The 24,022-nt window shown below is 57.1% G+C and carries 15 protein-coding genes; 13 read left to right on the top strand and 2 right to left on the bottom strand.

What is annotated here, in order from left to right; genetic code table 11:
* Positions 1 to 19 precede the first annotated feature (19 nt).
* Positions 20 to 1,630, top strand: a complete 1,611-nt coding sequence (locus ACFE7X_RS20160) for a RagB/SusD family nutrient uptake outer membrane protein (protein ID WP_375437494.1) — start codon at positions 20 to 22, stop codon at positions 1,628 to 1,630.
* A gap of 866 nt (positions 1,631 to 2,496) precedes the next feature.
* On the opposite strand, the gene ACFE7X_RS20155 is transcribed toward ACFE7X_RS20160, so the two are convergent.
* Positions 2,497 to 2,850, bottom strand: a complete 354-nt coding sequence (locus tag ACFE7X_RS20155; RefSeq protein WP_375437493.1) for a winged helix-turn-helix transcriptional regulator — start codon at positions 2,848 to 2,850, stop codon at positions 2,497 to 2,499.
* A 106-nt stretch (positions 2,851 to 2,956) separates the two neighbouring features.
* Here ACFE7X_RS20155 and ACFE7X_RS20150 point away from each other — a divergent pair, with 106 nt between their 5' ends.
* The 12 genes from ACFE7X_RS20150 to ACFE7X_RS20095 all read left to right on the top strand — a co-directional run bounded on the left by ACFE7X_RS20150 (position 2,957) and on the right by ACFE7X_RS20095 (position 19,637).
* Positions 2,957 to 3,712, top strand: coding sequence for an SDR family NAD(P)-dependent oxidoreductase (locus ACFE7X_RS20150; protein ID WP_375437492.1), 756 nt, complete (start codon positions 2,957 to 2,959; stop codon positions 3,710 to 3,712).
* Between the two features lie 240 nt (positions 3,713 to 3,952).
* Positions 3,953 to 4,723, top strand: a complete 771-nt coding sequence (locus tag ACFE7X_RS20145) for a glucose 1-dehydrogenase (RefSeq protein ID WP_375437491.1) — start codon at positions 3,953 to 3,955, stop codon at positions 4,721 to 4,723.
* Between the two features lie 148 nt (positions 4,724 to 4,871).
* Positions 4,872 to 5,870, top strand: a complete 999-nt coding sequence (locus ACFE7X_RS20140) for an SDR family NAD(P)-dependent oxidoreductase (protein ID WP_375437490.1) — start codon at positions 4,872 to 4,874, stop codon at positions 5,868 to 5,870.
* Positions 5,871 to 6,261: 391 nt separating this feature from the next.
* On the top strand, positions 6,262 to 7,623 hold the full coding sequence (locus ACFE7X_RS20135; protein ID WP_375437489.1) for a sigma-54-dependent transcriptional regulator: 1,362 nt from the start codon (positions 6,262 to 6,264) through the stop codon (positions 7,621 to 7,623).
* Between the two features lie 603 nt (positions 7,624 to 8,226).
* Positions 8,227 to 8,307 (top strand): K(+)-transporting ATPase subunit F, encoded by an 81-nt coding sequence (gene kdpF, locus ACFE7X_RS20130; protein ID WP_375437498.1) that lies wholly within the window; start codon positions 8,227 to 8,229, stop codon positions 8,305 to 8,307.
* A gap of 56 nt (positions 8,308 to 8,363) precedes the next feature.
* Entirely contained in the window at positions 8,364 to 10,064 is a 1,701-nt protein-coding gene (gene kdpA / locus ACFE7X_RS20125; RefSeq protein ID WP_375437488.1) for a potassium-transporting ATPase subunit KdpA, read from the top strand.
* A 173-nt stretch (positions 10,065 to 10,237) separates the two neighbouring features.
* Positions 10,238 to 12,283, top strand: a complete 2,046-nt coding sequence (kdpB, locus tag ACFE7X_RS20120) for a potassium-transporting ATPase subunit KdpB (RefSeq protein ID WP_375437487.1) — start codon at positions 10,238 to 10,240, stop codon at positions 12,281 to 12,283.
* Positions 12,284 to 12,584: 301 nt separating this feature from the next.
* Complete coding sequence (gene kdpC / locus ACFE7X_RS20115; RefSeq protein WP_375437486.1) at positions 12,585 to 13,160, top strand: potassium-transporting ATPase subunit KdpC; 576 nt, start codon at positions 12,585 to 12,587, stop codon at positions 13,158 to 13,160.
* Positions 13,161 to 13,279: 119 nt separating this feature from the next.
* Positions 13,280 to 14,422, top strand: a complete 1,143-nt coding sequence (locus tag ACFE7X_RS20110) for a porin (RefSeq protein ID WP_375437485.1) — start codon at positions 13,280 to 13,282, stop codon at positions 14,420 to 14,422.
* Positions 14,423 to 14,567: 145 nt separating this feature from the next.
* Positions 14,568 to 16,508 carry a KUP/HAK/KT family potassium transporter gene (locus tag ACFE7X_RS20105; RefSeq protein WP_375437484.1) on the top strand — a complete coding sequence of 647 codons (1,941 nt, stop codon included), beginning with the start codon at positions 14,568 to 14,570 and terminating at the stop codon, positions 16,506 to 16,508.
* 13 nt (positions 16,509 to 16,521) lie between these two features.
* Positions 16,522 to 17,685, top strand: a complete 1,164-nt coding sequence (locus ACFE7X_RS20100) for a sensor protein KdpD (protein ID WP_375437483.1) — start codon at positions 16,522 to 16,524, stop codon at positions 17,683 to 17,685.
* A 155-nt stretch (positions 17,686 to 17,840) separates the two neighbouring features.
* Positions 17,841 to 19,637, top strand: a complete 1,797-nt coding sequence (locus ACFE7X_RS20095; protein WP_375437482.1) for an ATP-binding protein — start codon at positions 17,841 to 17,843, stop codon at positions 19,635 to 19,637.
* A 291-nt stretch (positions 19,638 to 19,928) separates the two neighbouring features.
* Here the strand turns inward: ACFE7X_RS20095 and ACFE7X_RS20090 are convergent.
* On the bottom strand, positions 19,929 to 24,022 hold a 4,094-nt coding region (locus ACFE7X_RS20090), incomplete at its 5' end, for a malectin domain-containing carbohydrate-binding protein (RefSeq protein WP_375437481.1).

Genomic DNA, 24,022 nt, shown 5'->3' with positions numbered 1-24,022 from the left:
CTTTTCCTCCCTAACCTATATGAAACCCACTCGCGCCGCTTTGCTCGGCCTACTACTGATTACTGTCCTGTCTCCTGGCTGCCAAAGCTTTCTGGATAAAGAGCCCCTCGGCACCACCACGCAGGATAATCTTTTCAAAGACGCTACAAACGCTGTGCAGGCCATCAATGCCGTGTACGACGTAGCCGCCTGGGACCAGGGCCCCAAATGGGGCGACCCCAACGGCCAGTACGTAGCCCAGAACTTCGAATGGATGTTTGGAGACTTAATGACCGATGATTCCGATAAAGGGGGCAGTTCGCCCAGCGACTTTCCTTCCCTTATCGAGCTTAAAACCTGGAACACTCCGTCTAGCAGTCCAATCATCAACTCGCTTTGGACGCATAGCTTTACGGGTATTGCGCGCGCCAACACGGTGATTAACAGCATCGATGCGGGTACCATCGACGAGGCGCTCAAATCACGCCTGAAAGGCGAAGCCCTGTTCCTGCGGGCGTATTTCTACCTCAACCTAGTGAAGCTTTACGGGGGTGTTCCGCTGTTCGAGAAAACGCTGACGCCGTCGGAAGCCCCCAACGCAACTCGCGCCACCATCGCGCAGACCTACGCCTTTATTGAGAAGGACCTGAAGGATGCCGCGGCGCTGCTACCTGAAAAAAGTGCTTATTCTGCCGCTGACCTAGGCCGCGCTACCAAAGGTGCTGCCACCGGCTACCTGGCCCGCGTTATCATGTACCAACTGGGCACTGTGAACAGCAACAACCACACATGGCAGGAAGTGTATGACATCACGAACACCATCATCGCCTCCAACCAGTATAGTCTACTAGCCAACTACGCGGCCATTCACCAGGAAGTCGGTGAGAACAGCAGCGAATCGTTGTTCGAGATTCAGTTTGGATCGGACAACAACGGTTACGGCCCCATTTCGATAGGTACCACCAGCAATATTTTCCAGAACAATCGTAACACGTTTGGCTACGGGTTCAACAACCCCACGCAGAGCTTAGTTGATGAGTTTGAGCCCAACGACCCGCGCCGCGAAGTCACGGTTATCAAGGACAACGACATCGCGCTGGGTATCCTCAACCGCATCGACCTCACCCAGAATGCCACTGGCTATTTCAACCGAAAGGCGGCCATTACCAGACCCAATGCTCCGGAGTCGGGACCTCAAAACATTCGTAAGCTGCGCTACGCCGACATCCTGCTGATGAAGGCCGAAGCCGCTGCCCAGACCGGCAAACCTGCCGAAGCTGTGACTTTAGTCAATCAGGTACGGCGGCGGGCGCGCGCTTCCACCCGGCCGCCAGGCACCACGTTGGGCACCCTAACCTACGAACCCACCAACGCGCCAGCCGGCACGCTGCCAGACCTGAATATGGGCCTGTCGGGCCAAGCTTTGCTGACGGCCATCTGGCATGAGCGTCGGGTGGAGTTCGGAGAAGAGTCGCTGCGCCTTTGGGATTTGATTCGTACGGGGCGCTACATGGCTATCCTCTCACCCGAGGTGCGGGCTCGTGCGCTTTCGCACGTAGCCACCGAATCCTCGGTGAATCCGACGCCCTTACTGCCCATTCCCTTGAACGATGCTCAAAGCTGGAAGCTGCCGCAAAACCCTGGATACTAATCGTCGGCTCTTTGCTAGTTGCTTGCTGTGATGAAACTAATCCTGCACTCATTGAAAGGAGTATGCAAGAAAGCGCATCTAAACGGCGTATTGAGCACTTAATAGCTTAGGGTAGAATTATTTCCGACTTTTAAAATAATCACCAGTGGATTGGGCCAACCTGCTGCTTTTTAGGCTGGCCCTAGGCAGGTCTAATACGGCGCCACCTTTTCATGTGAGGCGCTCGGCGTAGATTGTGCGTACCCAGGGCAGCGGCGGATTCGGCCTAGCCTAAAGAACGTGAAGAAGGGCGAACAGGGCGGCAGGTGTCGCCTTGTTCGCCCTTCTTCACGTTCTTTAGGCTAGCGTCCTTAGGCGGCTGTATTCGGTATAAAGGTCGACGTGGCGCTAACTCTGATAACTTGTCTGAGCAGCTACTTGTGCTAACCAATAATCAGACCTTGCCGCGGCAAGTCCGCCACCAAGCCAAGCATTGTTACTTAGCATAGTATACATCAGTCAAGTACTAGGTGCCCGTGCCCTACGGCAGGGCAAGGCCTGCCAAAGCCGATATGCGGTGTATCACGCGTGCCGAGCACCCAGGCTCCGACCCACCGCGGGCACCGTTCGACCGCCAGCCGTTGGGCTGCTCACGCTCAACAACCGTCCACTTTTCATCTTGCTCCAACACATGGAGGCGAACGGGCAAGCGACTAGGTTGGGGCCGTATCTGTGCTTGTCTTTGCCGGCTTGCCTACTCTGATGCGTGCCACGCCGCTCAGGCGCAATCAGGTTGCTATCAATGGGGGCTTCGACTCATAGCGGCTGATAGGAGAAGTTGTATTCGTTGGTCAGATTCCGGTGGTGGTAAAAAGGAAGATAAAAAACTAGTTCTCGAATATTTTTTTGTGGTGGGCTATTCCCCACTCCGTCAGGTTGTTAATGATGGTCTGCAATGTTTTGCCGTGCTCCGTCAGCTCATACTGCACGGTTATGGGCTGGGTGTCCAACACGGTTCGCTTTACTAGCTGATTGATTTCTAACTCCTTCAATTCCTTGCTCAGCATCTTGTTGGAGATGCCAACTACGTCGTTCAAAATATCGGAGAATCGCCGTTTGTTGTAGTAGCAGATAGACGAGATGATGGAAATCTTCCACTTCCCATTCAGCACGTCCATCGAATCTTGGACCGCCCTCATTTCCTTTTGGTGTTCGTCGTTGCGACGGGGTTGGCACTGCATAAGTTAGCTGGTTACCTCTAGGTTACTATTACTTTTAGTTACAAAGTTACCAATATAAACTTGCCCGTTCTAGCTTTGCCGTTCAAACGCTTAAACAAACTGCAAAGTGAATAAATTACAAAACAAAGTGGCCGTCGTTACGGGGGCTTCCAAAGGAATAGGGGCGGCTATTGCCACCTATTTTGCCGCCGAAGGGGCTAACGTGGTGGTGAACTATGCCTCCAGTAAGGACGGGGCAGACAACGTGGTGAAAACCATCACCGACAACGGCGGCACGGCTATTTCGGTGCAGGCCGATGTGTCGAAAGAAGAGGATGTAACCAGACTGTTTGAAGAAACCAAAAAGGCGTTCGGCACCTTGGATATTTTGGTCAACAACGCGGGCATTTACCTCTATGCGCCGATTGAAGAAGTGTCCATAGCCTCTTTCCATCAGCACTTCAATCTCAATGTACTGGGCGCGGTGCTCGCCATTCAAGGCGCTATAAAACTGTTTGGCGCGGCCGGCGGCAACATCATCAATATCAGTTCGGAGGCCGGTAGAACGCCGCTTCCTACCGGGGCCGTGTATTCGGCCTCCAAGGCCGCATTAGATGCCATGACCACGGCGTTGTCGAAGGAATTTAGCGGCCGAAACATCCGCATCAACTCTATTTTGCCTGGCATCGTGGAAACGGAAGGGTCGCGCAGTGGCGGCTTTATCGGCAGCGAGGCGGAAACCAGATTAGTGGCGACCACCCCGCTAGGTCGTACGGGACAGCCAGCAGATATTGCGAAAGTGGCTGTCTTTCTGGCTTCGGAGGATGCCGCGTGGATTACCGGGGAAAAAATATCCGTTTCCGGTGGGATATACGGTCTGTAATAAAGCTCGGTCTTTGCCTCGACCCACGACGATGGGCTGCCCGCCCTGCTGGGGAGTCCATCGTCATGGGCTCAACAGGTAGCCACTGGCGAAGTGTATTCGCCAACTAGCAACTCTGTTGATTGGCTCGACAGAAGTTACTTGGTTACCTCCAAGTTACTATTACTTTTGTATACAATGTTACTTTTAGAAACCTTGTGATTCTACCTTTGCAGCTCAAACTTTCAAACGAACTGAAACATGAGCAAGCTCCAGAACAAGGTCGCCGTGGTAACGGGCGGCAATAGTGGCATCGGCTTCGGCATTGCCGAAGCCTTCCAAAACGAAGGGGCCATTGGCACGATCACCAGCAGAAATCAGGAAACACTCAACAAATCCGTCCAAGAACTGGGAGCCAGCTTTATCGGCATCGCCGGCGATGTAACCGAGATGAAGGATTTGGAACGGATTTTCAAAGACACCTTTGAGCGGTTCGGCAAGATTGATACGGTGGTGGTGAATGCGGGTGGGGTCGTCGATGGCAGCCCCATGGGCGCCATTATGGAGGTGACGGAAGACAACTATGACCGGTACATGGACCTGAACTTGAAGAGTGCCTACTTTACCGTTCAAAAAGCCCTACCCTACTTGAATGAGGGGGCCTCTATCATTCTCATTGGTTCGAGCGCCGCCCACCGGGCCGCCCCGGGCATGACGGTTTATTCCGCGGCCAAAGCGGCAGTTATCTCCTTAGCGAAAGGGTTGTCGCTTGATTTATTGGAAAGAAAAATCAGGGTAAACACCTTGTCACCTGGTTCCATTGACACCCCGGTGTTTGGCAAACTAGTCCCGCCGGAGCAGCTAGACCAGGTGAAACAAGTGTGGAAAGACCTGATTCCCGTGGGCCGAATGGGGCTGCCCGCTGACATGGGAAAAGCCGCGGTTTTCCTGGCCTCTGACGACTCTTCCTTTATGGTCGGAACGGAAATCCTGTCGGACGGCGGGATGACCAATATCAGCCTAATGAAATAAGTACAACCAACTGGTCGTGACCAGGTATTCGCGTTCCCGGCCCACTACCAGTTGTTTTAGGTTTTCCCTGGTAACTGAACTTTCAGATAAAGCGGCTAGGGTTTGTCTAGCCACCTTTTCCCCAACGAACAATAATTTAGAATTAAAGATGGAACAAACTAATGATAATGGAGCCCTGCAAGCGCCTCTTGGCTCGGGCTTTACGGCCGCCTCAACGGCAAGTGAAGTAATCAAAGGAGTGAGCTTAATCGGCAGAGTGGCCATCGTTACGGGCGGGTACACGGGCATTGGCTTGGAAACCACTAAAACCTTGGCCGCCGCGGGGGCAACCGTCGTTGTGCCCGCCAGAAGCATCGAAAAGGCCAAGGAGAATTTGGCGGGAGTTGCCAATGTAGAGTTGATGGAAATGGATTTAATGAATCCGGATTCTATCGATGCCTTTGCGGCCACGTTCTTGGCTTCGGGCCGACCGCTGCATCTGCTCATCCATAACGCCGGCATCATGTTCGTGCCGTTGCGCCGAAACAGCCGGGGAATAGAATCGCAATTGGCCACCAACTATGTAGCGCCTTTTCACCTAACCGCCAGGTTGTGGGAGGCGTTGAAAAAAGCGAAGGGCGCCCGCGTAGTTAACGTATCCTCTCTCGGGCACCAGTTTGGACCGTTCCATTTTGAAGACCCAAATTTCAAACACCGGGAATACGAAACCTTAGCAGCATACGGGCAATCCAAAACCGCGCTCACCCTGTTTTCGCTGGAATTGGACAAGCGGGCCAAAGCGGTTGGCGTGCGAGCATACGCGGTGCATCCCGGCAATATTTGGGGGACCGAGTTAGCGAGAGAAGCCCCGGTGGAACTGTTGCAGCAATTCGGCTTCCTTGATGCCCAAGGACAGGTTGTGCCGGAGGTTATTGCCTCGCTAAAAACCATTCCGCAAGGCGCCGCGACCACCATTTGGTGTGCGACGAGTCCATTATTAACCAGCATCGGGGGGATATACTGTGAAGATGTGGATATTGCCACCTTATCACTCGGAGAAGAAATGTCAGCGGGTGTGAAGCCCTATTCAGTCGATGCTGCCAGTGCCAAACGGCTGTGGCAGTGGACCGAAGAGTTGACGGGCATCTCCTTTAACACGGCGGGATGATGCTTTGGTAGGGTACGATTATCGGCTGTTTTACGCAGCAGCAGCGTTAGTTTGCTGGAAAGAGCTTTTCAAGTCTAATCGAGCCTGTTTACGGCCGGTTAACGCAGGTGGCAACGCAGAGATAGTAGGCAATTGATGGTGCACGGCGTACTTTGCTGTAATAATTGCAATATCAAGTGCAGCTGCGAAAGTTTTTATATCAACTACTTAAAAGGGGATAGTAGTAAGCAAAAGCAAACAACTCGATTATACTTCGCTCCCTGAATCGGTGATAATGTATCAGCTAGAATAAGCACTGATAGAATATAGAGGCTATGTCATTTATATAGATCCTATATATAAGATGATAAGCTGTTCACTACGTAAACGTTATCCTATCTCTATTCCATCGATGGCACCCACCTCTAAAGGAACCCTTCTACTGGTCGATGATGAGATAAGCTTGCGCCAACTCTTGGGCCGGGTGTTGGAACTGGAAGGCTACACCGTGCTCATGGCCCCGAATGCCCAGCGCGGCCTGGAATTGCTGCGCCAGCATGCCGAGGAAGTGGCGGTAATCCTATCCGATGTTAAGCTCCCCGACGGCCACGGCCTAAGCTTGTTGCCGCGCTACAAAGCACTGGCTCCACTGGCTGAAGTAATTTTGATGACGGCCTATGGTACCATTGCCGATGGCGTCCAGGCCATGAAATCCGGTGCTTTTGACTACCTCACCAAAGGCGACTCCGACGACCAACTAGTGGTAATAGTGGACCGCGCCGCTGAAAAAGCGCGCCTTCAGCGCCGCGTGGCCGAACTGGAAAAGCAATTAGCTCCGCAGTTCACCTTTGACTCTATGATTGGCCCCTCAGCTGCACTGGCGCAGGCCAAAGCGCTGGCGTTGCGGGTAGCGCCTACCGACAGCACGGTGTTGTTGGAAGGGCCTACGGGCTCGGGTAAGGAGCTGTTTGCGCAAGCCATTCATGCGGCGAGTCCGCGCTGGACCAAGCCGTTTGTGGCCGTCAATTGCAGCGCCTTTCCCAAGGATTTGTTGGAATCGGAGCTGTTTGGGTACAAGAAAGGCGCTTTCACCGGGGCGTTAACGGACAAGCGCGGTCTGATGGAGGAAGCTAACGGCGGCACCTTGTTTCTGGATGAAATAGGAGAATTGCCGCTGGAGCTGCAAGCCAAGCTGCTGCGGGTGCTCGAAACGCAGAGCTTCACCAAAATCGGGGATACCAAGCCCGTATCCGTGAACGTGCGCATTGTGGCCGCCACCAACCGCAACCTGCGCCAGGAAGCCGAAGCTGGCCATTTCCGCCCCGACCTGTACTACCGGCTGGCCGTGTTTACAGTAACTGTACCGCCGCTCAATGCCCGCCGCGACGACATTGAGCCGTTGGCCAAATACTTTCTGCTCTTCTACGCTGCTAAGCTCCGCAAGCGCCTGCGCAACATGGACCCAGAGGTGTTAGAGCAGCTCCGGCACCACGATTGGCGCGGCAATGTGCGGGAGTTGAAAAACGTGCTGGAGCGCGCCGCCATCCTCGCCGACAGTGACACGCTAACCATCGACGACTTGCCCACCGAGTTTCAGTATTTCACGGCTGATCCAGCGGCCAACGAAGCTTCCGACAAAACCCTCCGTACCCTGGAAAAGCGCCAGATCCGAACAGTACTGCAAGAAACCGGCGGCAACAAAATGGAAGCCGCCCGCCAACTCGGCATCGGCACGAAAACCCTTTACCGCAAAATCCAGGAATACGGCCTGTAAGTCTCAGCACGATGTAGAGACGCGACACTTGGCTATGCCGACCTTCGGTTCGCGTCTCGGCGTTGAACAACTAGTGTAGATACGCGTGGGTAATACCTGTTGCACTCTGGTTTAACCTAGTGTAAGCTGTCATGCAGAGCGCCGCGAAGCATCTCGCGTGCTAACGCAGGGTTATTACTTCAACATCAGCACGCGAGATGCTTCGCGGCGCTCTGCATGACCGTTCCTTTTACGCACCAACCTCACCTAGTATAGGCACCTAGTCTAAACAACCTCAGCAACGACGGCGAAGTGTCGCGTCTCTACAAACCGGGTTATTCTGACCGACGCACCGGGTCAGAATGACCCGGTTTTTCTATGTCTGGCTAGTTCTCTATTCGTTGGAATGAAAATTTATCGACTGATAATCAATGTAATGCAGTGTTCTAGATAGAGCAAGGCGCAAGTCGGGTCGGGATTGGCAGAGGGGAATGCGCACGTCAACAATCTGGCATTTATGGCACCTGCTCTTATGATTCCCTTGCTCACCGTCGTCGGCTGTGCTGGCTTCTGGCTCTTCTACAAATCCGTCGGGTTTTTCGACCACATCTAGTTTCGGCCCTCATGATGATTGCCCTATTTCTGCTTTCCCTCGCCACGTTCGGCTACCTCGTCTACGTGTTGCTGAAGCCCGAGAAATTCTAATCACCGGTATCTGTCAGGCTTGGGCAAGCGCCGCCTGACAGCCAAGTAACTCTCTAATGAACTACCAACTTTTCGGCATCACCGGCATCTTCCTGGCCACTGTGCTGCTGGCTGTTCCGCTGGGCCGCTACATGGCCGCCATGTACCGCGGCGACCGTACCTGGTCTGATTTTCTGGCGCCACTGGAACGCACCTTGTTCAAGGTCAGCGGCATCAACACCACCAAGGAAATGACCTGGCAGCAGCACCTCGTGGCGCTGCTCACCATCAACCTGCTGTGGTTTTTCTGGGCCATGACGATTCTGTGCACCCAGGGCGTGCTGCCGCTCAACCCCGACGGCAACGCCTCCATGAGCCCTGAGCTGGCTTTCAACACCGCCATTTCCTTCCTGGTGAACTGCAACCTGCAACACTACTCCGGCGAAACGGGCCTGACCTACTTCTCGCAATTGGTGGTGATTATGTTTCTGCAATTCGTGACGGCGGGCACGGGCATGGCGGCCTGCGTGGTGGTGTTCAACGCCCTGCGCGAAGGCAGCACCGACAAACTCGGCAACTTCTACCACTACTTCGTAAAGAGCTGTACCCGCGTGCTGCTGCCGTTGTCGTTGCTAGTGGCGCTGGTGCTCGTGTTCCAGGGCACGCCCATGACATTTCAGGCTAAGCAGCCCATCATCACGCTGCAAGGCGATTCGGCCACCGTGAGCCGCGGGCCGGCCGCCGCCATGATAGCCATCAAGCAAATCGGGACCAACGGCGGGGGCTTCTTTGGCGTCAACTCGGCCCACCCGCTCGAAAATCCTACGTACCTCACCAACGCCGTTGAGAATATCAGCATCATTCTGATTCCCATTGCTATGGCGCTGGCATTCGGCTATTACCTGCGCCGGCCCAAGCTCGGCTGGATGGTATTCGGGGTGATGACGGCGGGCTACCTGCTGCTGCAAATCCCGACTATCTACCTGGAGATGCACGGCAACCCCGCCATCACCCGCATGGGCATCGACCAAAGTCTGGGCTCCCTGGAAGGCAAGGAAATGCGTATCGGCGCGCCAGCTTCGGCCTTGTGGGCCATTACCACTACCGTCACCAGCAACGGCTCCGTCAATGCCATGCACGACTCGCTCACGCCGCTTTCGGGCATGAACGCGCTGCTCGGTATGATGACCAACGCCTTCTATGGTGGGGTGGGCGTGGGCTTCCTCAACTTCTTCGTGTTCATCATTGTAGCCGTGTTTATTTCGGGCCTGATGGTAGGCCGCACGCCGGAGTTCTTGGGCAAGAAAATCGAGGCCCGCGAAATGAAAATTGCCATCCTCATTGCCTTGCTGCACCCGCTGCTCATCCTTACGGGCACGGCCATGGCCTCCTACCTCTACGCTCACAACCCAGCCGGACTGAGTGGCTGGCTGGCTAACCCCGGATACCACGGCTTCTCGGAAATGCTTTACGAGTACACTTCCTCGGCCGCCAACAACGGCTCCGGCTTCGAGGGCCTGGGCGACAACACGCCCTGGTGGAACATCAGCACTGGCATCGTAATGCTGCTAGCTCGCTATCTGCCCATTATCGGTCCGGTGGCCATTGCCGGCCTGCTGGCCCGCAAGAAGTTCATCCCCGAATCGGCCGGCACCCTGCGCGTCGATACCGCCACGTTCGGCGTCATGGTCTTCTTCGTCATCTGGATTATCGCCGCCCTGGCCTTCTTCCCCGCCCTGGCCCTTGGGCCGCTGGCCGAGCATTTCTCGCTGTACTAGCGCGCTCGATTCGCCTCACCCCTAGCCCTTCCCCGAAAAGGAGAGGGGGAACTAGAATAGTACCTAGCCTTTTACTGCCTACCTCCCGACTAGCTCTAACAACTAGAAGCTAGTTCCCCTCTCCCTTTCGGAGAGGGGCTAGGGGTGAGGCGCCCCGCAAGAACATCCCAACAATGGCCTCTAAATCTCAATCCTTATTTCAACCCGCGCTGGTTTCCGAAGCCGTGAAACAGGCTTTCGTGAAGCTCGACCCGCGCATCATGTTCCGCAATCCGGTGATGTTCACCGTGGAAATCGGGACGGTGGTGATGCTGCTCGTCACGCTCGGGCTGCTGGTGCAACCCGATGCCGCGCAAGGCAGCTTCGGCTACAACTTCACCGTGTTTCTGGTGCTGTTTCTGACCTTGCTGTTTGCCAATTTCGCCGAGGCCATTGCCGAGGCGCGCGGCAAAGCCCAAGCCGAAACACTGCGCAAAACCCGTGAGGAAACGCCCGCCCGCGTCATCGACGACAAAGGCAACATTACCTCAGTTAGCTCCTCGCAGCTCCAGAAAGGCCAGATGTTCCTGGTGGAGGCCGGCGAAATCATTCCCACCGACGGCGAGATTATCGAGGGCCTGGCCACCATCGACGAATCAGCCATTACCGGCGAATCAGCCCCGGTAATACGGGAAGCGGGCGGCGACAAATCCAGCGTGACAGGCGGCACCAAGGTATTGTCGGACCGCATCAAAGTGGTGGTGACAACCGCGCCCGGCGAATCGTTTTTGGACAAGATGATTGCGCTAGTGGAAGGCGCTTCGCGGCAGAAAACGCCCAACGAAATTGCCCTCACTATTCTGCTGGCGGGCTTCACGTTGGTCTTCGTGATTGTGTGCGTGACCTTGGCGCCGTTTGCCGATTACTCGAAAACGCCCATTGCCATTTCGGCCTTCATTGCGCTGTTCGTGTGCTTGATTCCGACCACCATTGGCGGTTTGCTCTCGGCCATCGGTATTGCGGGCATGGACCGGGCGTTGCGCGCCAACGTCATCACCAAGAGCGGCAAAGCCGTGGAAACGGCCGGCGACATCGACGTGTTGCTGCTCGACAAAACGGGTACCATCACCATCGGCAACCGCAAAGCCACGCACTTCTGGCCCGCCCCCGGCGTCGATGAGCGCGAGTTCATTGAGTTTGCTACCGTCTCGTCGCTCACCGACGAAACGCCCGAAGGCAAGTCCATCGTGGAGCTGGCCCGCGAAAAGCAGGTGGACCCGCAAGCCCTGCGCAGCCGCCTCGACGGGGCCGAACTCATCAAGTTCACGGCCGAAACCCGCAGCAGCGGCGTGACGCTCGCCAACGGCACCCGCATCCGCAAGGGCGCTTCCGATGCCATCCGCCAGCTAGCCGTGAAAGCCAACCAGCCCTACCCGCAGGAAGTCACGCAACGCACCGACGCCGTAGCCAGCAACGGTGGTACGCCGCTGGTAGTCAGTGAAAACGACCGGGTTTTAGGCGTGGTGGAACTGCAAGACATCATCAAGCCCGGCATCCAGGAACGGTTCGAGCGCCTGCGCAAAATGGGCATCAAAACCGTGATGGTCACCGGCGACAACCCCCTCACCGCCAAGTTCATTGCCGAGAAATCGGGCGTCGATGACTTCATTGCCGAAGCCAAGCCCGAGGACAAGATGACTTACATCCGCAACGAGCAGCAGCAGGGCAAACTGGTCGCCATGATGGGCGACGGCACCAACGACGCGCCTGCCCTAGCCCAAGCCGACGTGGGAGTGGCCATGAACTCCGGCACCCAAGCCGCCAAAGAAGCCGGCAACATGGTGGACCTCGACAACGACCCCACCAAGCTCATCGAGGTAGTGGAAATCGGTAAGCAGCTGCTCATGACCCGCGGCACGCTCACCACCTTCAGCATCGCCAACGACGTGGCCAAGTATTTCGCCATCGTGCCGGCCTTGTTTATGGTGGCCATTCCAGCCCTCGGCGCCCTGAACATCATGGGGTTGAAGTCGCCGCAGTCGGCCATCCTGAGCGCCGTGATTTTCAACGCCCTCATCATCCCGGCCCTGGTGCCGCTGGCATTGCGTGGCGTGGCTTACAAACCCATCGGGGCCTCGGCGCTGCTGCGCCGCAACCTGCTGATCTACGGCCTCGGCGGCGTTGTCGTCCCCTTCATCGGCATCAAGCTGATTGACTTGGTGGTAGGCGCCTTTCTATAGTCAGTCAACTGATTAACAGAACGAAACTCCCCTCAGATGATTCCGCGCATCAAGCGGCGAGGGGACGCGGTGGCGAAGCCGCCGCAGGGGTGGTTGACCTCGTTGCTGATATTGTTTGTAATGAACGACTCAGCAGTGCGATTCAGCCACCAGATGAAACAACAATCCAGCTTTCCGCCGATTCACTCGCAAGTCGTTCAAACGGCTTTACCACCCCGCCCTCCGGGCACCCCTCCTTGAAAAAAGGAGGGGAACTAGCTTCTAGCCTTGGGCTGGAAATACTCCTCCTAGCTTCTAACTCATGAAAAATAACCTGCTTCCTGCTTTTCGTCTTTCCTTGGCCATGCTCGTGCTGTGCTGCGTGGTATATCCCGCTATTGTATGGGGCGCTGCGCAACTGTCGCCGGGCAAAGGGGAGGGCGTACAACTGAGCCACAAGGGCCGCGTGGTAGGCTTCGCTAACGTCGGCCAGAAATTCGATAAGCCTGAGTACTTCAACACCCGCCCTTCGGCGGTGGACTACAACGCCAGCGGTTCGGCCGGCTCCAACAAAGGCCCGAGCAACCCCGAGTACCTGAAAGAAGTGCAGACCCGGGCGGGAGCATTTTTGCAGCAAAACCCTACCGTGACCCGCGACCAAGTGCCTGCCGAAATGGTCACGGCCAGCGGTTCGGGCCTCGATCCGCACTTGTCGCCGGCCGGGGCGTATGCGCAGGTGGAGCGGGTGGCTCGTCTTCGTGACTTGCCAGCGGCGCGGGTTCGGCAATTGGTAAAGGACCACATCCATGAGCCCATCATCGTGTTCTTTGGTCCGGCCACCGTGAACGTATTGCGCCTGAATTTGGCCCTGGACGAGCTGGCGCCTCTCCGTAAATAACTGTGCAGGTACCCCGCACATTCCTTTCTTCCCACAGCAGCACATAAAGAACTAGTTTGCCTGCCAGTCGGCAGCAATGTCAGCAATTCTACTCGCCTCGCAACAGCAGGCGCTCCTTCATGAACTACCTATTGACCTTGGGCCTCGCCCTCACTGCCGCTTCTGTCACCCGCAACACGCTGGCGCAAACCACTCCCGTAACGGATACGGCGCAGGTTGTGCCGCCGCAAGTTGCACCCGCCGCAGCTAAGCCGAACCCACTGACTTTCTACGGCTTTGTGGACGGCTACTACGGCTACGATTTCAAGCACGCCGATACCCAAGACCGTCCCGGCTTTCTGTACTCCCACGACCGGCAAAACGAGTTTACGGTAAACAATGCCATCATTGGGATGCGCTACGACAACGGGCAGGTGCGCGGGGCTCTGGGGCTGCACGCCGGCACCTACGTAGCAGCCAACTATGCCGCCGAAGACCAGGTGTTCAAGCACATTTACGAAGCCTACGCCGGATTCCGGCCGTTCGAGAAGGCGTGGTTGGATGCCGGTATTTTCGGCTCGCACATCGGGTTTGAGTCGGCTATCAGCAAAGACAACTGGACGCTGACCCGCTCCCTGATGGCCGAAAACTCGCCGTACTACGAAGCTGGCGTACGGTTCACGTACGAAGTGGACCCCAAGCTGACGCTGACCGGGCTGGTGCTGAATGGGTGGCAAAACATCCGCGAAAACAACCAGAAGAAAGCCATTGGCACCCAAATTCAGTGGAAGCCCACCGATAAGCTCCTCATCAATAGCAGCACGTTCTACGGCAACGAGCAGCCCCAGGACCTAGCCCGGCGGCGCCGCTACTTCCACAATTTCTACGCCACCTACGCCGCCACCGACCGCCTTTCTCTAGCGTTGGTATTTGATGTAGGCAAGCAGGAACGCGCCGAGCGCGGCGGCAAAGACGACACCTGGCACACCGGCGCCGCCTTTGTACGCTACAAGCTGGCCGACAAATGGAGCACCACCCTCCGCGGCGAGTACTACAACGCCGACCGAGGCGTCATCATCAGCTCGATTTCCCCAGTGGCTTCCGACCAAGATCTGAAGGTGCGGGCTGCCTCCCTCAACCTCGACTACGCGCCCACCAGCAACGTGGTAGTGCGCATCGAAGGCCGCAGCTTCCATTCCCCCCAGCCCTTCCTGACCGACCGGAACGGCCAACCCACCGACAGCTACGGCAACCTTACGTCGAGTATTGCTATATCCTTTTGATGCTTTGCCAAGGGTTTAACTGTGCTATGCCAGAATAACCAGACCGGTGTGGTAGTGGGAGGATAGTGCGGTTTTTTGCGTCATACATGCCTCACCAAAATAAGCCGGATTTACTCTTGACTTGCTCTTTTTCTGGTTTCCTGAAATGAATTCCACTGCTTCGGTGCATCGTGCTACGCCGGCTGGTTTGCTGGTTGCCTTGGGCATCGTGTACGGCGACATTGGCACGTCGCCCCTCTACACCGTGCGCGGCGTGTTTGTGGAGCGGCCGATAACCGAGGACGTGGTGCTGGGCACTATCTCCTGCATTATTTGGACCCTTACGCTGCTCACCACGGTGAAATATGTGCTCATTGCTTTGCGGGCCGACAACCAAGGCGAGGGTGGAATTCTGGCGTTGTACGCCCGGCTGCGCCGTTTGCCGGTGCGGCGGCTGTATCTGGTAGCCATTGTGGGGGCGGCCGCCTTGTTGGCCGATGGCATTATTACGCCGCCTATTTCAGTTTCCTCGGCTGTTGAGGGCTTGCGCATTCTTAAGCCCGACCTCGATACCGTGCCCATCGTGGTCGGGATTCTGATAGCATTGTTTGCGTTTCAGCAATTCGGTACCCAGGTTATCGGCAAGCTGTTTGGCCCGGTGATGACGCTGTTTTTCCTGATGCTGGCGATGCTGGGGGTTTACCATTTAAGCCAGGATTTCAGTGTGCTGCGCGCATTCAGTCCGCATTACGCTCTGTACATGCTCACGCAGGTGCCCGGTGCGTTCTGGTTGCTGGGGTCTATTTTTCTGTGCAGCACCGGGGCCGAGGCGCTGTATGCCGACATGGGTCATGTGGGCCGCCAGAATATCTACGGCTCCTGGACATTCGTCAAAATCTGCTTGATACTCAACTACCTGGGGCAAGGGGCCTGGCTGCTCCAACACATAGGCAAGCCGCTGGGCGAAAAGAATCTGTTCTTTCTCATGATTCCGGCGTGGGGGCTGTTGCCGGCTATTGCCTTGTGCACACTGGCCACCATCATTGCGTCGCAAGCGTTAATTTCGGGCTCGTTTACGCTGGTGATTGAGGCGCTGCGCCTGCATTTCTGGCCCAAGGTGCGGGTTGATTACCCCACCGAGCTGCGCGGGCAGGCCTACGTACCGTCCCTGAACTGGCTGCTGTGCGCGGGCTGCGTAGGCGTGGTGCTGTACTTCCGGGAGTCGGGCAACATGGAAGCGGCTTTCGGGCTGGCCGTCACCATCACCATGCTCATGACCACCGTGTTGCTGGCCTTTTACCTGCGCACTCGCCGCGTGCATCCTATCTGGATTGGTTTGCTGCTCGCAGTGTACATACTGATAGAAGGGTCCTTTTTGGTGGCTAACCTCACCAAGTTCATGCACGGCGGCTGGCTGTCGGTGCTGCTGGGGGCGGTGCTGTTACTCGTGATGATGAGCTGGATTGTGGGCCAGCGCATTCGCCACGACCTAACCGAATTCATTCCCCTGGCCGACTACCTGCCGTTGCTTCAGCAACTAAGCAATGATGAGTCGGTGCCTAAGTACGCCACGCATCTGGTGTACCTCACCAAATCGGGGGATGCGCGGCGGGTGGAAAATGGGGTGATGCACAGCATCTTCAAGAAGCGCCCCAAGCGGGCCGACGTGTACTACCTCCTCCACGTGCACACCACGGACGACCCCTACACCCGCCGCTACCACATCACGCACGTGCTACCCAACGAGCTGGTGCGCATCGACTTCTACCTTGGTTTCCGCGTCGACCACGCCCTCAACTACATGTTCCGGCAGGTAGTCACGGAGCTGGTACAGGCCCGGGAAGTGGACATTACGAGCCGCTACGCCAGCTTGCGCGGCCAGGATATGGTGGGCGACTTTCAGTTTGTGGTCCTCAACAAAACGTTGCCCTACGAGTATTTGCTGCGCGGCTGGCAGCGCCTGGCGTTACTGCTGCACGGCTGGCTGAAACGCCTCGGCGCCTCCGAAACCGAGAGCTTCGGCCTCGACAACAGCTCTTTCATCATCGAAAACGTGCCGCTGCACATGCCCGCTCGCCCCGAGCTGCACTTGCAGCGCGAGCTATAAGCCTTTATTTGCCATGAACGACGACCAGCTCCGTGACCAGTCGGCCGAACGATTCCTGCGCTTGGTGCAGGAGCGGCGGCGCGGGCGACTGAAAATCTACATCGGGCTGGCAGCGGGCGTGGGCAAAACGTACCGCATGCTGCAAGAAGCGCACGACTTGCTACAGCACGGCGTGGATGTGGTGTTGGGGTACGTAGTGACGCACGGCCGGGCGGGTACCGAGGCGCAACTGCGAGGTTTGCCGGTGCTGCCCCGCAAGCAGATTTTCTACAAAGGCCGGATGCTGGAAGAAATGGACGTGCAAGCTATTTTGCAGCGCCGCCCCTCGGTGGTGGTGGTCGATGAGCTGGCCCATACCAACGTGCCGGGCTCCCTCAACGAAAAGCGCTGGCAGGACGTGGAGCAGCTCGTGAAGGCCGGTATTTCAGTTATTTCGGCCGTCAATGTGCAGCACCTGGAAAGCCTGCACGACCAAGTGCAAAAGATAACCGGCACCGATGTGCAGGAACGGGTGCCTGATCAAGTACTGAAGCTGGCTGATGAGGTAGTGAACGTGGACCTCACCGTGACCGAGCTGCGCACCCGCCTGGAAGAAGGCAAAATTTACGATTTGCAGAAGGTACCCTCGGCGCTCAAGAACTTCTTCCAGCCCGAAAACCTGTTGCAGCTGCGCGAGCTGGCCCTTCGGGAAGTAGCCAACCAACTCGGCCGCCAGATTGAAACCGATGCGGGCGGTGCTCCTGCCGTGGCTGCGCAGCGCCGCAACGCCGACCGGCTGCTGGCTTGCATCAATTCCAATGCGCAGGCCGCCAAGGAAATCATTCGCAAAACCTCGCGCCTCGCCGACCGCCTCGGCGGGGCCAAGTGGTACGTGCTCTACGTGCAGACACCGGCCGAATCGGCTGATAAGATAGGGCTGGCGGCCCAGCGGCACCTCATCAACAACCTGCAACTCGCCACCGAGTTAGGCGGCCAAATCCTGCGGGTGAAAGCCGACGATATTGTAACCGAAGTAACGCGCGTAGCCGCTGAAAAAAACGTTTCGCTGCTGGTTTGCGGCGTTACGGGCAGCAAAAATTGGTGGGCGCAGCTTACCCGCCGCGGCGTCACCAACGACCTGATCCGGCAAGTAGCCCGCCACGCACAAGACCTGGATATTTACTTGGTAACCTATTAACGGCTATGCCTTTGTAAATACCGTCCCACTGAGCACAGCCGAAGCATCTTGCCACCGAAGTATTTTCTGATAGCTGCAACAAAGCGGCAGAATTGCTTCGGCTGCGCTCAGTGGGACATTCTATTCAGTAGCAGCCCCCAAGTCTATAGCAACCCATGAACCTTAAAACCAAAATCACGCTGGCTTTTGCGACGATGCTGTTGCTGCTAATGGGAGTGAGTGCCTTCATGCTCTACTCGCTGAGCCAACTAGACCGCACTGCTCGCAACGTGCTCAACGACAACCTGTATTCCATCGAGTTGGGGCAGCAGATGCTACTGGCCCTGGATCAGATGGGATACGGCGCGAACGTAAGAGCCCCGCAAGCCCAACCGCTTTTCGAGAAACTGTTAGCTCGGGAGGCAGGCAACGTAACGGAACCCGGCGAGCAGCAAGTGGTAGACAATCTGTTTCAGGAAGTAGGAAACTTCAATCAACTGCCAACTTCCGACACCACCTCGGCGCAACGATGGAACGAGGCGGTTGGGCGCTTGCGGCGCGGTACCTACGCCATGATAAACCTGAATACGCAGGCCCTTACGCGCAAAAATGCAGCCGCCAACCGCACCGCCTTGCAGCAACGCCGCTACGTGCTAGCCCTGCTAACCTTCGCCGTCCTGACTTCGCTTCTGTTTGTACTCAGTGTGCCTGAGGCGGCTGTAGTGCCCCTGCGGCGGCTCTCGGCTAGCATCGACCACGCCGCCAACCAAGATTTCACGGCCTCCATTCCGGTGGAAGGGCACGACGAGTTTGCTACCGTGGGGCGGAGCTTCAACCGGATGCTGGTGCAGTTGCAAAGCTACCGCACCTCCACGCTGGCCGAGCTAATAGCCGAACGCAACCGGGTAGCCAGCATCGTGAATACGCTCGATGAGGGTTTGCTACTGATCGACCAAAACCGGCGCCTCATCGTGGTCAACCCGGTGGCCAGCGCCTTGCTCGATGTGCCCGTTGAGAAGTTATTAGGCCGGCGGGTTGACGAGGTAGCCGCTGAAAACGACCTGTTTCGGGAGATGCTGCGCTATCTGGATGTGCCTGCGCCCCAGCGCGAACAGGAAACGCCGTTGCTCACTATCGCGCAGCAAGGCGAGGAAGTGTATTACCGCCTGAGCGTACACGATGTAGTAGGATTCAACCAAGCCCTCGACAAAAATGAGTTCGTCGGTTCGATTCTGACCTTGCGCAACATCTCGGAGTTCAAGAAGCTCGATCAGGCCAAGTCCGCCTTCCTGGCCACGGTGTCGCACGAGCTAAAGACGCCGCTTTCCAGTATCAACTTCAGCTTAAAGCTGCTGCAAAACGAGAAAGTGGGGCTTCTCAACGAGGAGCAGCAGCGCATTGTGCGCACTCTCAAGCAAGAAAATCAGCGGCTGCTAAAACTTGTGGGGGAGTTAATTGACGTGTCCCGTCTGGAGTCCGGCAACATTCAACTCAATTTCCAGTCTTCCCACCTGCACGACATCGTGCAGTTTGCTGCCGATACTATTCAACTCCAGCTTAAGCCCAAGCAACTTACGCTGAATATACAGGTGCCCGCTACCTTGCCCCTAGTGCGCGCCGATATTGAAAAAACCACCTGGGTGCTGCTGAATTTACTGGCCAACGCCATTCGCTACTCGCCTGAAGGAGAGCAGATTCATTTGCACGGCGGCCTATCTGCCGATGGGCAGCGGGTGCAGATGATGGTGCGTGACCAGGGGCCCGGCATTGCGCCCGAGCACCAGGAAAAGATCTTTCAGCGGTTCGTCCAGATTCCCGACAAAAACGGCTATGCAGGGGGCTCCGGTCTGGGGCTGAGTATCGCTCGCGAATTTATTGGCGGCCAGGGTGGGCAGCTGTGGGTGGAAAGTGAGTTGGGTGTGGGTAGCACATTTGTATTCACGCTCCCATTGGCAGAGTTAGAGTCGGCGTAGGCGAAGATTGATATTAAAAGCAGACAGTCCAGCTATACTTCGAGCACCAAGCCGAGCGTGGGCCGAATAACTGGCCGTAAAAAAGCGTCTGCCGCCTCAGGCAGCAGACGCTTTTGCGTTCCTCAGTACGAGCCGTAGATAGGCCCGGCGGCTACCCCCTGACGAGCAACTTACTGCGGATACAGACGCTAGCAGGGGCCACGGTGGTTGTCAGCAGTTGGCGAGCTGATACCAAGCGGTAACGTATTGCCCGCACCCGGAAGGCGGTTTATGCAGCTTCTCAACCATCACTTATTTACGCAGTAATTTCACGTGAGCCTGGGCTTTCTGCGCGCTCAGGTGCAGGTAGTATACGCCTTCGGTGGGCATCTGCTGGGAGAAGTCGAACGTCAATTGCGACCCGCCAGCCGATACGGTGCGTTTGCCACTACCCACCGTCGCGCCCAACGAAGACACCAGCAAGTAGGAAATTTCTCCTTGGAAAACGGAAGGCAGCACGACGCTAAACTGGCCGTCGGAGGAAGGGTTCGGATACGGGTGCACTTGCGAACTGTAGACGGGAAGCCCAGCCGGTTTAACTGCCGCGGGGAGGCTGGAGCCGGCGCGGGCGGCTTGGTTGTTCGGAGACTGGTTGATGGCCGCACCGCCGCTGAGCACCTCGATAGCCGAAACCTTGGGTTCATCTACTCCATTCGCCCCCCGCGCGAAGGCCAGCGTAAGTTGCCCATCGGAAACGGTGACGGGGAAAGTTTCGGTGGTGGCCGTCAGTGATCCTACTTTCTTGACGATGTCGTAGGCGCTGAGCACCGTCGTGCCCTCCGCCGTCACACCAAACACCCGTTGGCCGGGGGCGTTCCAGTAGAGCTCGGCGAAGTGCAGCACCACCGAGTACTGGCCGTTGGGCACGGGCAAGTTGTAAGTGAAGTTGCCGTAGCGCTCCGTTTGGTATAAGGCGTCGTCACTGGTGCCGGCAATAGGCGCAGCAGTCGAGAAGACGGCACCGCCGGTAGCGTATTGATCGGCAGCAAAAGTGCCCTGCGAGGTGGTCAGGGCTTCGCCTCCAGCATTGAGACGCAGGTCCGCCGTATTAACAGATTCAAGCACCTCAATAGCCGATACTTTGGGCTGGTCAACCCCTGCTACCCCGGGTAAGAAAGCCAACGTGAGCTGCCCATCGGAAACGGTAACGGGGAAGGTTTCGGTGGTGGCTGTTAGCGGCCCTACTTTCTTAACGATGTCGTAGGCGCTGAGCATCGTGGCTCCTTCGGCCGCGACATTGAACACCCGCTGGCCGGCACTGGTCCAGTAGAGTTCCGCAAAGTGCAGCTTGACGGTGTACTGGCCGTTACTTACGGGCAAATTGTAGGTGAAGGACCCGTAACGCTCGGTCTGGTACAAGGCGTCGTCACTGGTGCCGCCGATGGCGGCTGCGCTAGCGAAAATGCTACCGCCCGCTGCGTACTGGTCAGCAGCAAAATTGCCCTGCGAGGTTGTTTCCTGTCCCCCACCGGCGTTCAGCCGGTGTACGGCCGTTGGGACCGGGTTACCAGTAGGAGTCAGACTGTAGATTTCGATGGCTGATACTTTGGCGTTATCGACGCCGCCTACGCTGGCCAAGGAACTGAAGTTGAGACTAAGCTGGTCGTCGGCTACCGTCACAATAAAGCTTTCGGTAGTGGCCGTGAAGGCGCCGGCCTTCTTGTAGATGTCGTAGTTGTCGAGCACCGTATTGCCTTCGAGGGCGACATCGAACACGCGCTGTCCTACTTGTGTGGCGTAGACCTCGGCAAAGTGCAGTACCACTTGGTACTGCTTGCCACTACTCACGGCAAAGGCGTAATTGAATTGATTGCCGTACCGTTCACTTTGGTAGATGGCCCCGTTGGAGGTGCCGGCAATCGGCTGGGCGGTTGCAAAGCTCGCGCCGCCTGAGGCGTATTGGTCGGCGGCAAAGGTACCGATGGAGTTCACCACTTGGCCACCGCCCGCATTCACCCGGTAAAGGGCCGGGCCAGTAGGGGCCGCGGGGCTGACCGTGAGCGTGGTTTGACTGGCCGCACTCGACAGGCCCGCGTTGTCGCTCACAACCAGGCTGAACACGTAAGAGCCTGCTACCAAGCCACCAACGGTGGGCTGGGGCACTGTTTTGCTGGAGAAGCTAGCCGTGTTGGGGCCACTGACTTGCGTCCAGGTATAGCTAGCTACCGTGCCGTCCGGGTCGGTGCCCGAACCATTCAGGGTCGTGCTGTTTATGGGCAACGTTATGCTTTGGTTGGGACCCGCACTGGCCGTAGGTGTCTGGTTGGAGCCACTTGCTTGGAGCACCTCAATGGCGGAAATTTTGGGCAGATCTGCCGTGCCGGTCTGGAAAGCCACCGTGAGCACACCGTCATTTACCGTTGCGGGGAAGGTCTCGGTAGTGGCCGTTTTCAAGCCGGCTTTCTTCACGATGTCATAGGCCGTGAGCACCTTCGTACCTTCAACGGACACATCAAATACGCGTTGGCCAGCTGCCGTCCAGTGAAACTCCGCGAAGTGCAGCACCACTGTGTACTGGCCGTTGGGCACGGGCAAGCTGTACGTGGAAGGTCCGTAGCGCTCCGATTGATAGATGGCATCGTCGCTGGTGCCCGCAATAGCCGCCACCGAAGTGGCGACGTTGCCGCCCGCAAAATATTGGTCGGCGCTAAAAGTGCCCAGCGAAGTGGTTTCCTGCCCCCCGCCGGCATTCACCTGGTGCAGGGCCGTGGTGCCGGTCGAGGCCGTAACGTAGAGGAAATCCCAGCTGGCCGTGAAAGTCGATGCCCCCCGAGACGTTGCCGTCACGCCCACCGCGTAGGCTTTCCCGTTCTGGAGAGCCGCCAACAACGCGCCGCCTACTTGAATGGGGTTGCCTAGATTGGCAAGGGCACCGCCATTGACAGCGTATTTAGGTTGCACTGTGCCCGTGGCCGGGCTGACGGCAAAGTAGAAGTCGAGCGTGGAATTGGGAATGCCTCCCGGTAAAGGGAAGTTGGTAACCACAGGCACTCCTGCATTTTCGTATACCACTTCCAGGCCGCCCACCCCACCATTGGCAGTAATGGCCAGCTTGAGGTAGTTGTCCTGATCACCGTTGCCGAGGTAAATACCTTGGGACTGGAAGTTCTGAGGCGTCTTGTTGTTGAAGAACGGCCCAAGCAGCCGGCCTTGTACGGTAAAGGGTGTGCCGGTGGAACGGACTCCGAACTGAAACGCATTTTCCTGCGTGTTCAAGCTGCCCAACGCATCACCCGCCGTTACATCAACCACGGAAAAGGCCCCCACCGCCCCGCCGGCAATCAGGTTTTCCTCGAAGAACAGGTCGGAGTAGATGCTGTCGCCGTTGATCATCAACCCCGTGAAGCCAAGGCCGAACAGACCCGTGCCAGGCGAGTTGTTGAACAGGTCGTAGCGTACGGGTAAGGTGGTGGCTAGGCCATTGTCCTTGTCGAGGGCAAAGTAATCATCCGTGTCGGCTAGGTTGTCGCTGTCGTCGTCGTTGTCGTTGAGGTCGGAGATGTTGTTGTTGTTGGAGTCAGCGGGCCGGCTGGCAGCCGAGCAAGGCTGGGTGCCGTTGTCAATCTCGTCGGCGTTGGTGTAGCCGTCCTGGTCGTCGTCGCTTTCGTCGTAGTTACCGGTGCAAGTCAGGAAGTCCTGGGGCTCGAAGACGGTGATGGCGCTGGCCCCGTAGGTAGCGGCCCATACCGTGCCGGGGAAGATGTCATTGTCGCCCTGCGCCGTCACGTCGAGCGGCGTGGAGCCAAAGCCCGAGGCAAAGGGCAAGTCCGTGTTGACTTTGTTGGCGTCGTAGGGGTTGGTTACGTTTGTGCCGTCGGCTGTGAGCGAGATTTTAACAATGGTTCCATCAAAGGTGCAAGCTAGCAGCGAGCCTTGCAGGGCGCTACCAAAGTTGGAGGCGGTGTACTCGCACATGCCGTTGGTGGAGGCGGTGAAAGTGAGCAAATCCTGGCTTACGGCGCTGCCAGCCTGGCGAAAGTCGCCTTCCACGGGATTAGCTGAGGCCACCGGAGGCCAGTCGACGGGCAGTGGGTTGGGTCCGGTTCTGCTGTTGCGAAACACGCCGGAGGTGCCATTGTGGGTGTAGAGGCCCGCGCCGTTGGGGTTGGCGCGGGTGGGAGTAGGATGGCCGCCGTAGTAGGAGCCGGATCGGTACGTGGCCAGGTCGCCGATGTAGTTGAGGTTGTCGAGGTTGTTGACTGCGCCCTCGTTAGCCGAGGAGCTGCTCGAACCCGGTTCGCCCTTGACGTAGTTGTTGGTGGCGTTGCCGCCGCCCTCGTTCTCGGGGTAGCCGCCCCAACCCTGGTTGGCGCCGTTGTCGATGGTGTAGACCTTGCGGTTCTTGG

The sequence above is a fragment of the uncultured Hymenobacter sp. genome, from assembly GCF_964242765.1.
GTDB lineage: Bacteria > Bacteroidota > Bacteroidia > Cytophagales > Hymenobacteraceae > Hymenobacter.
This window is presented reverse-complemented; position numbering and strand designations above follow the sequence as displayed.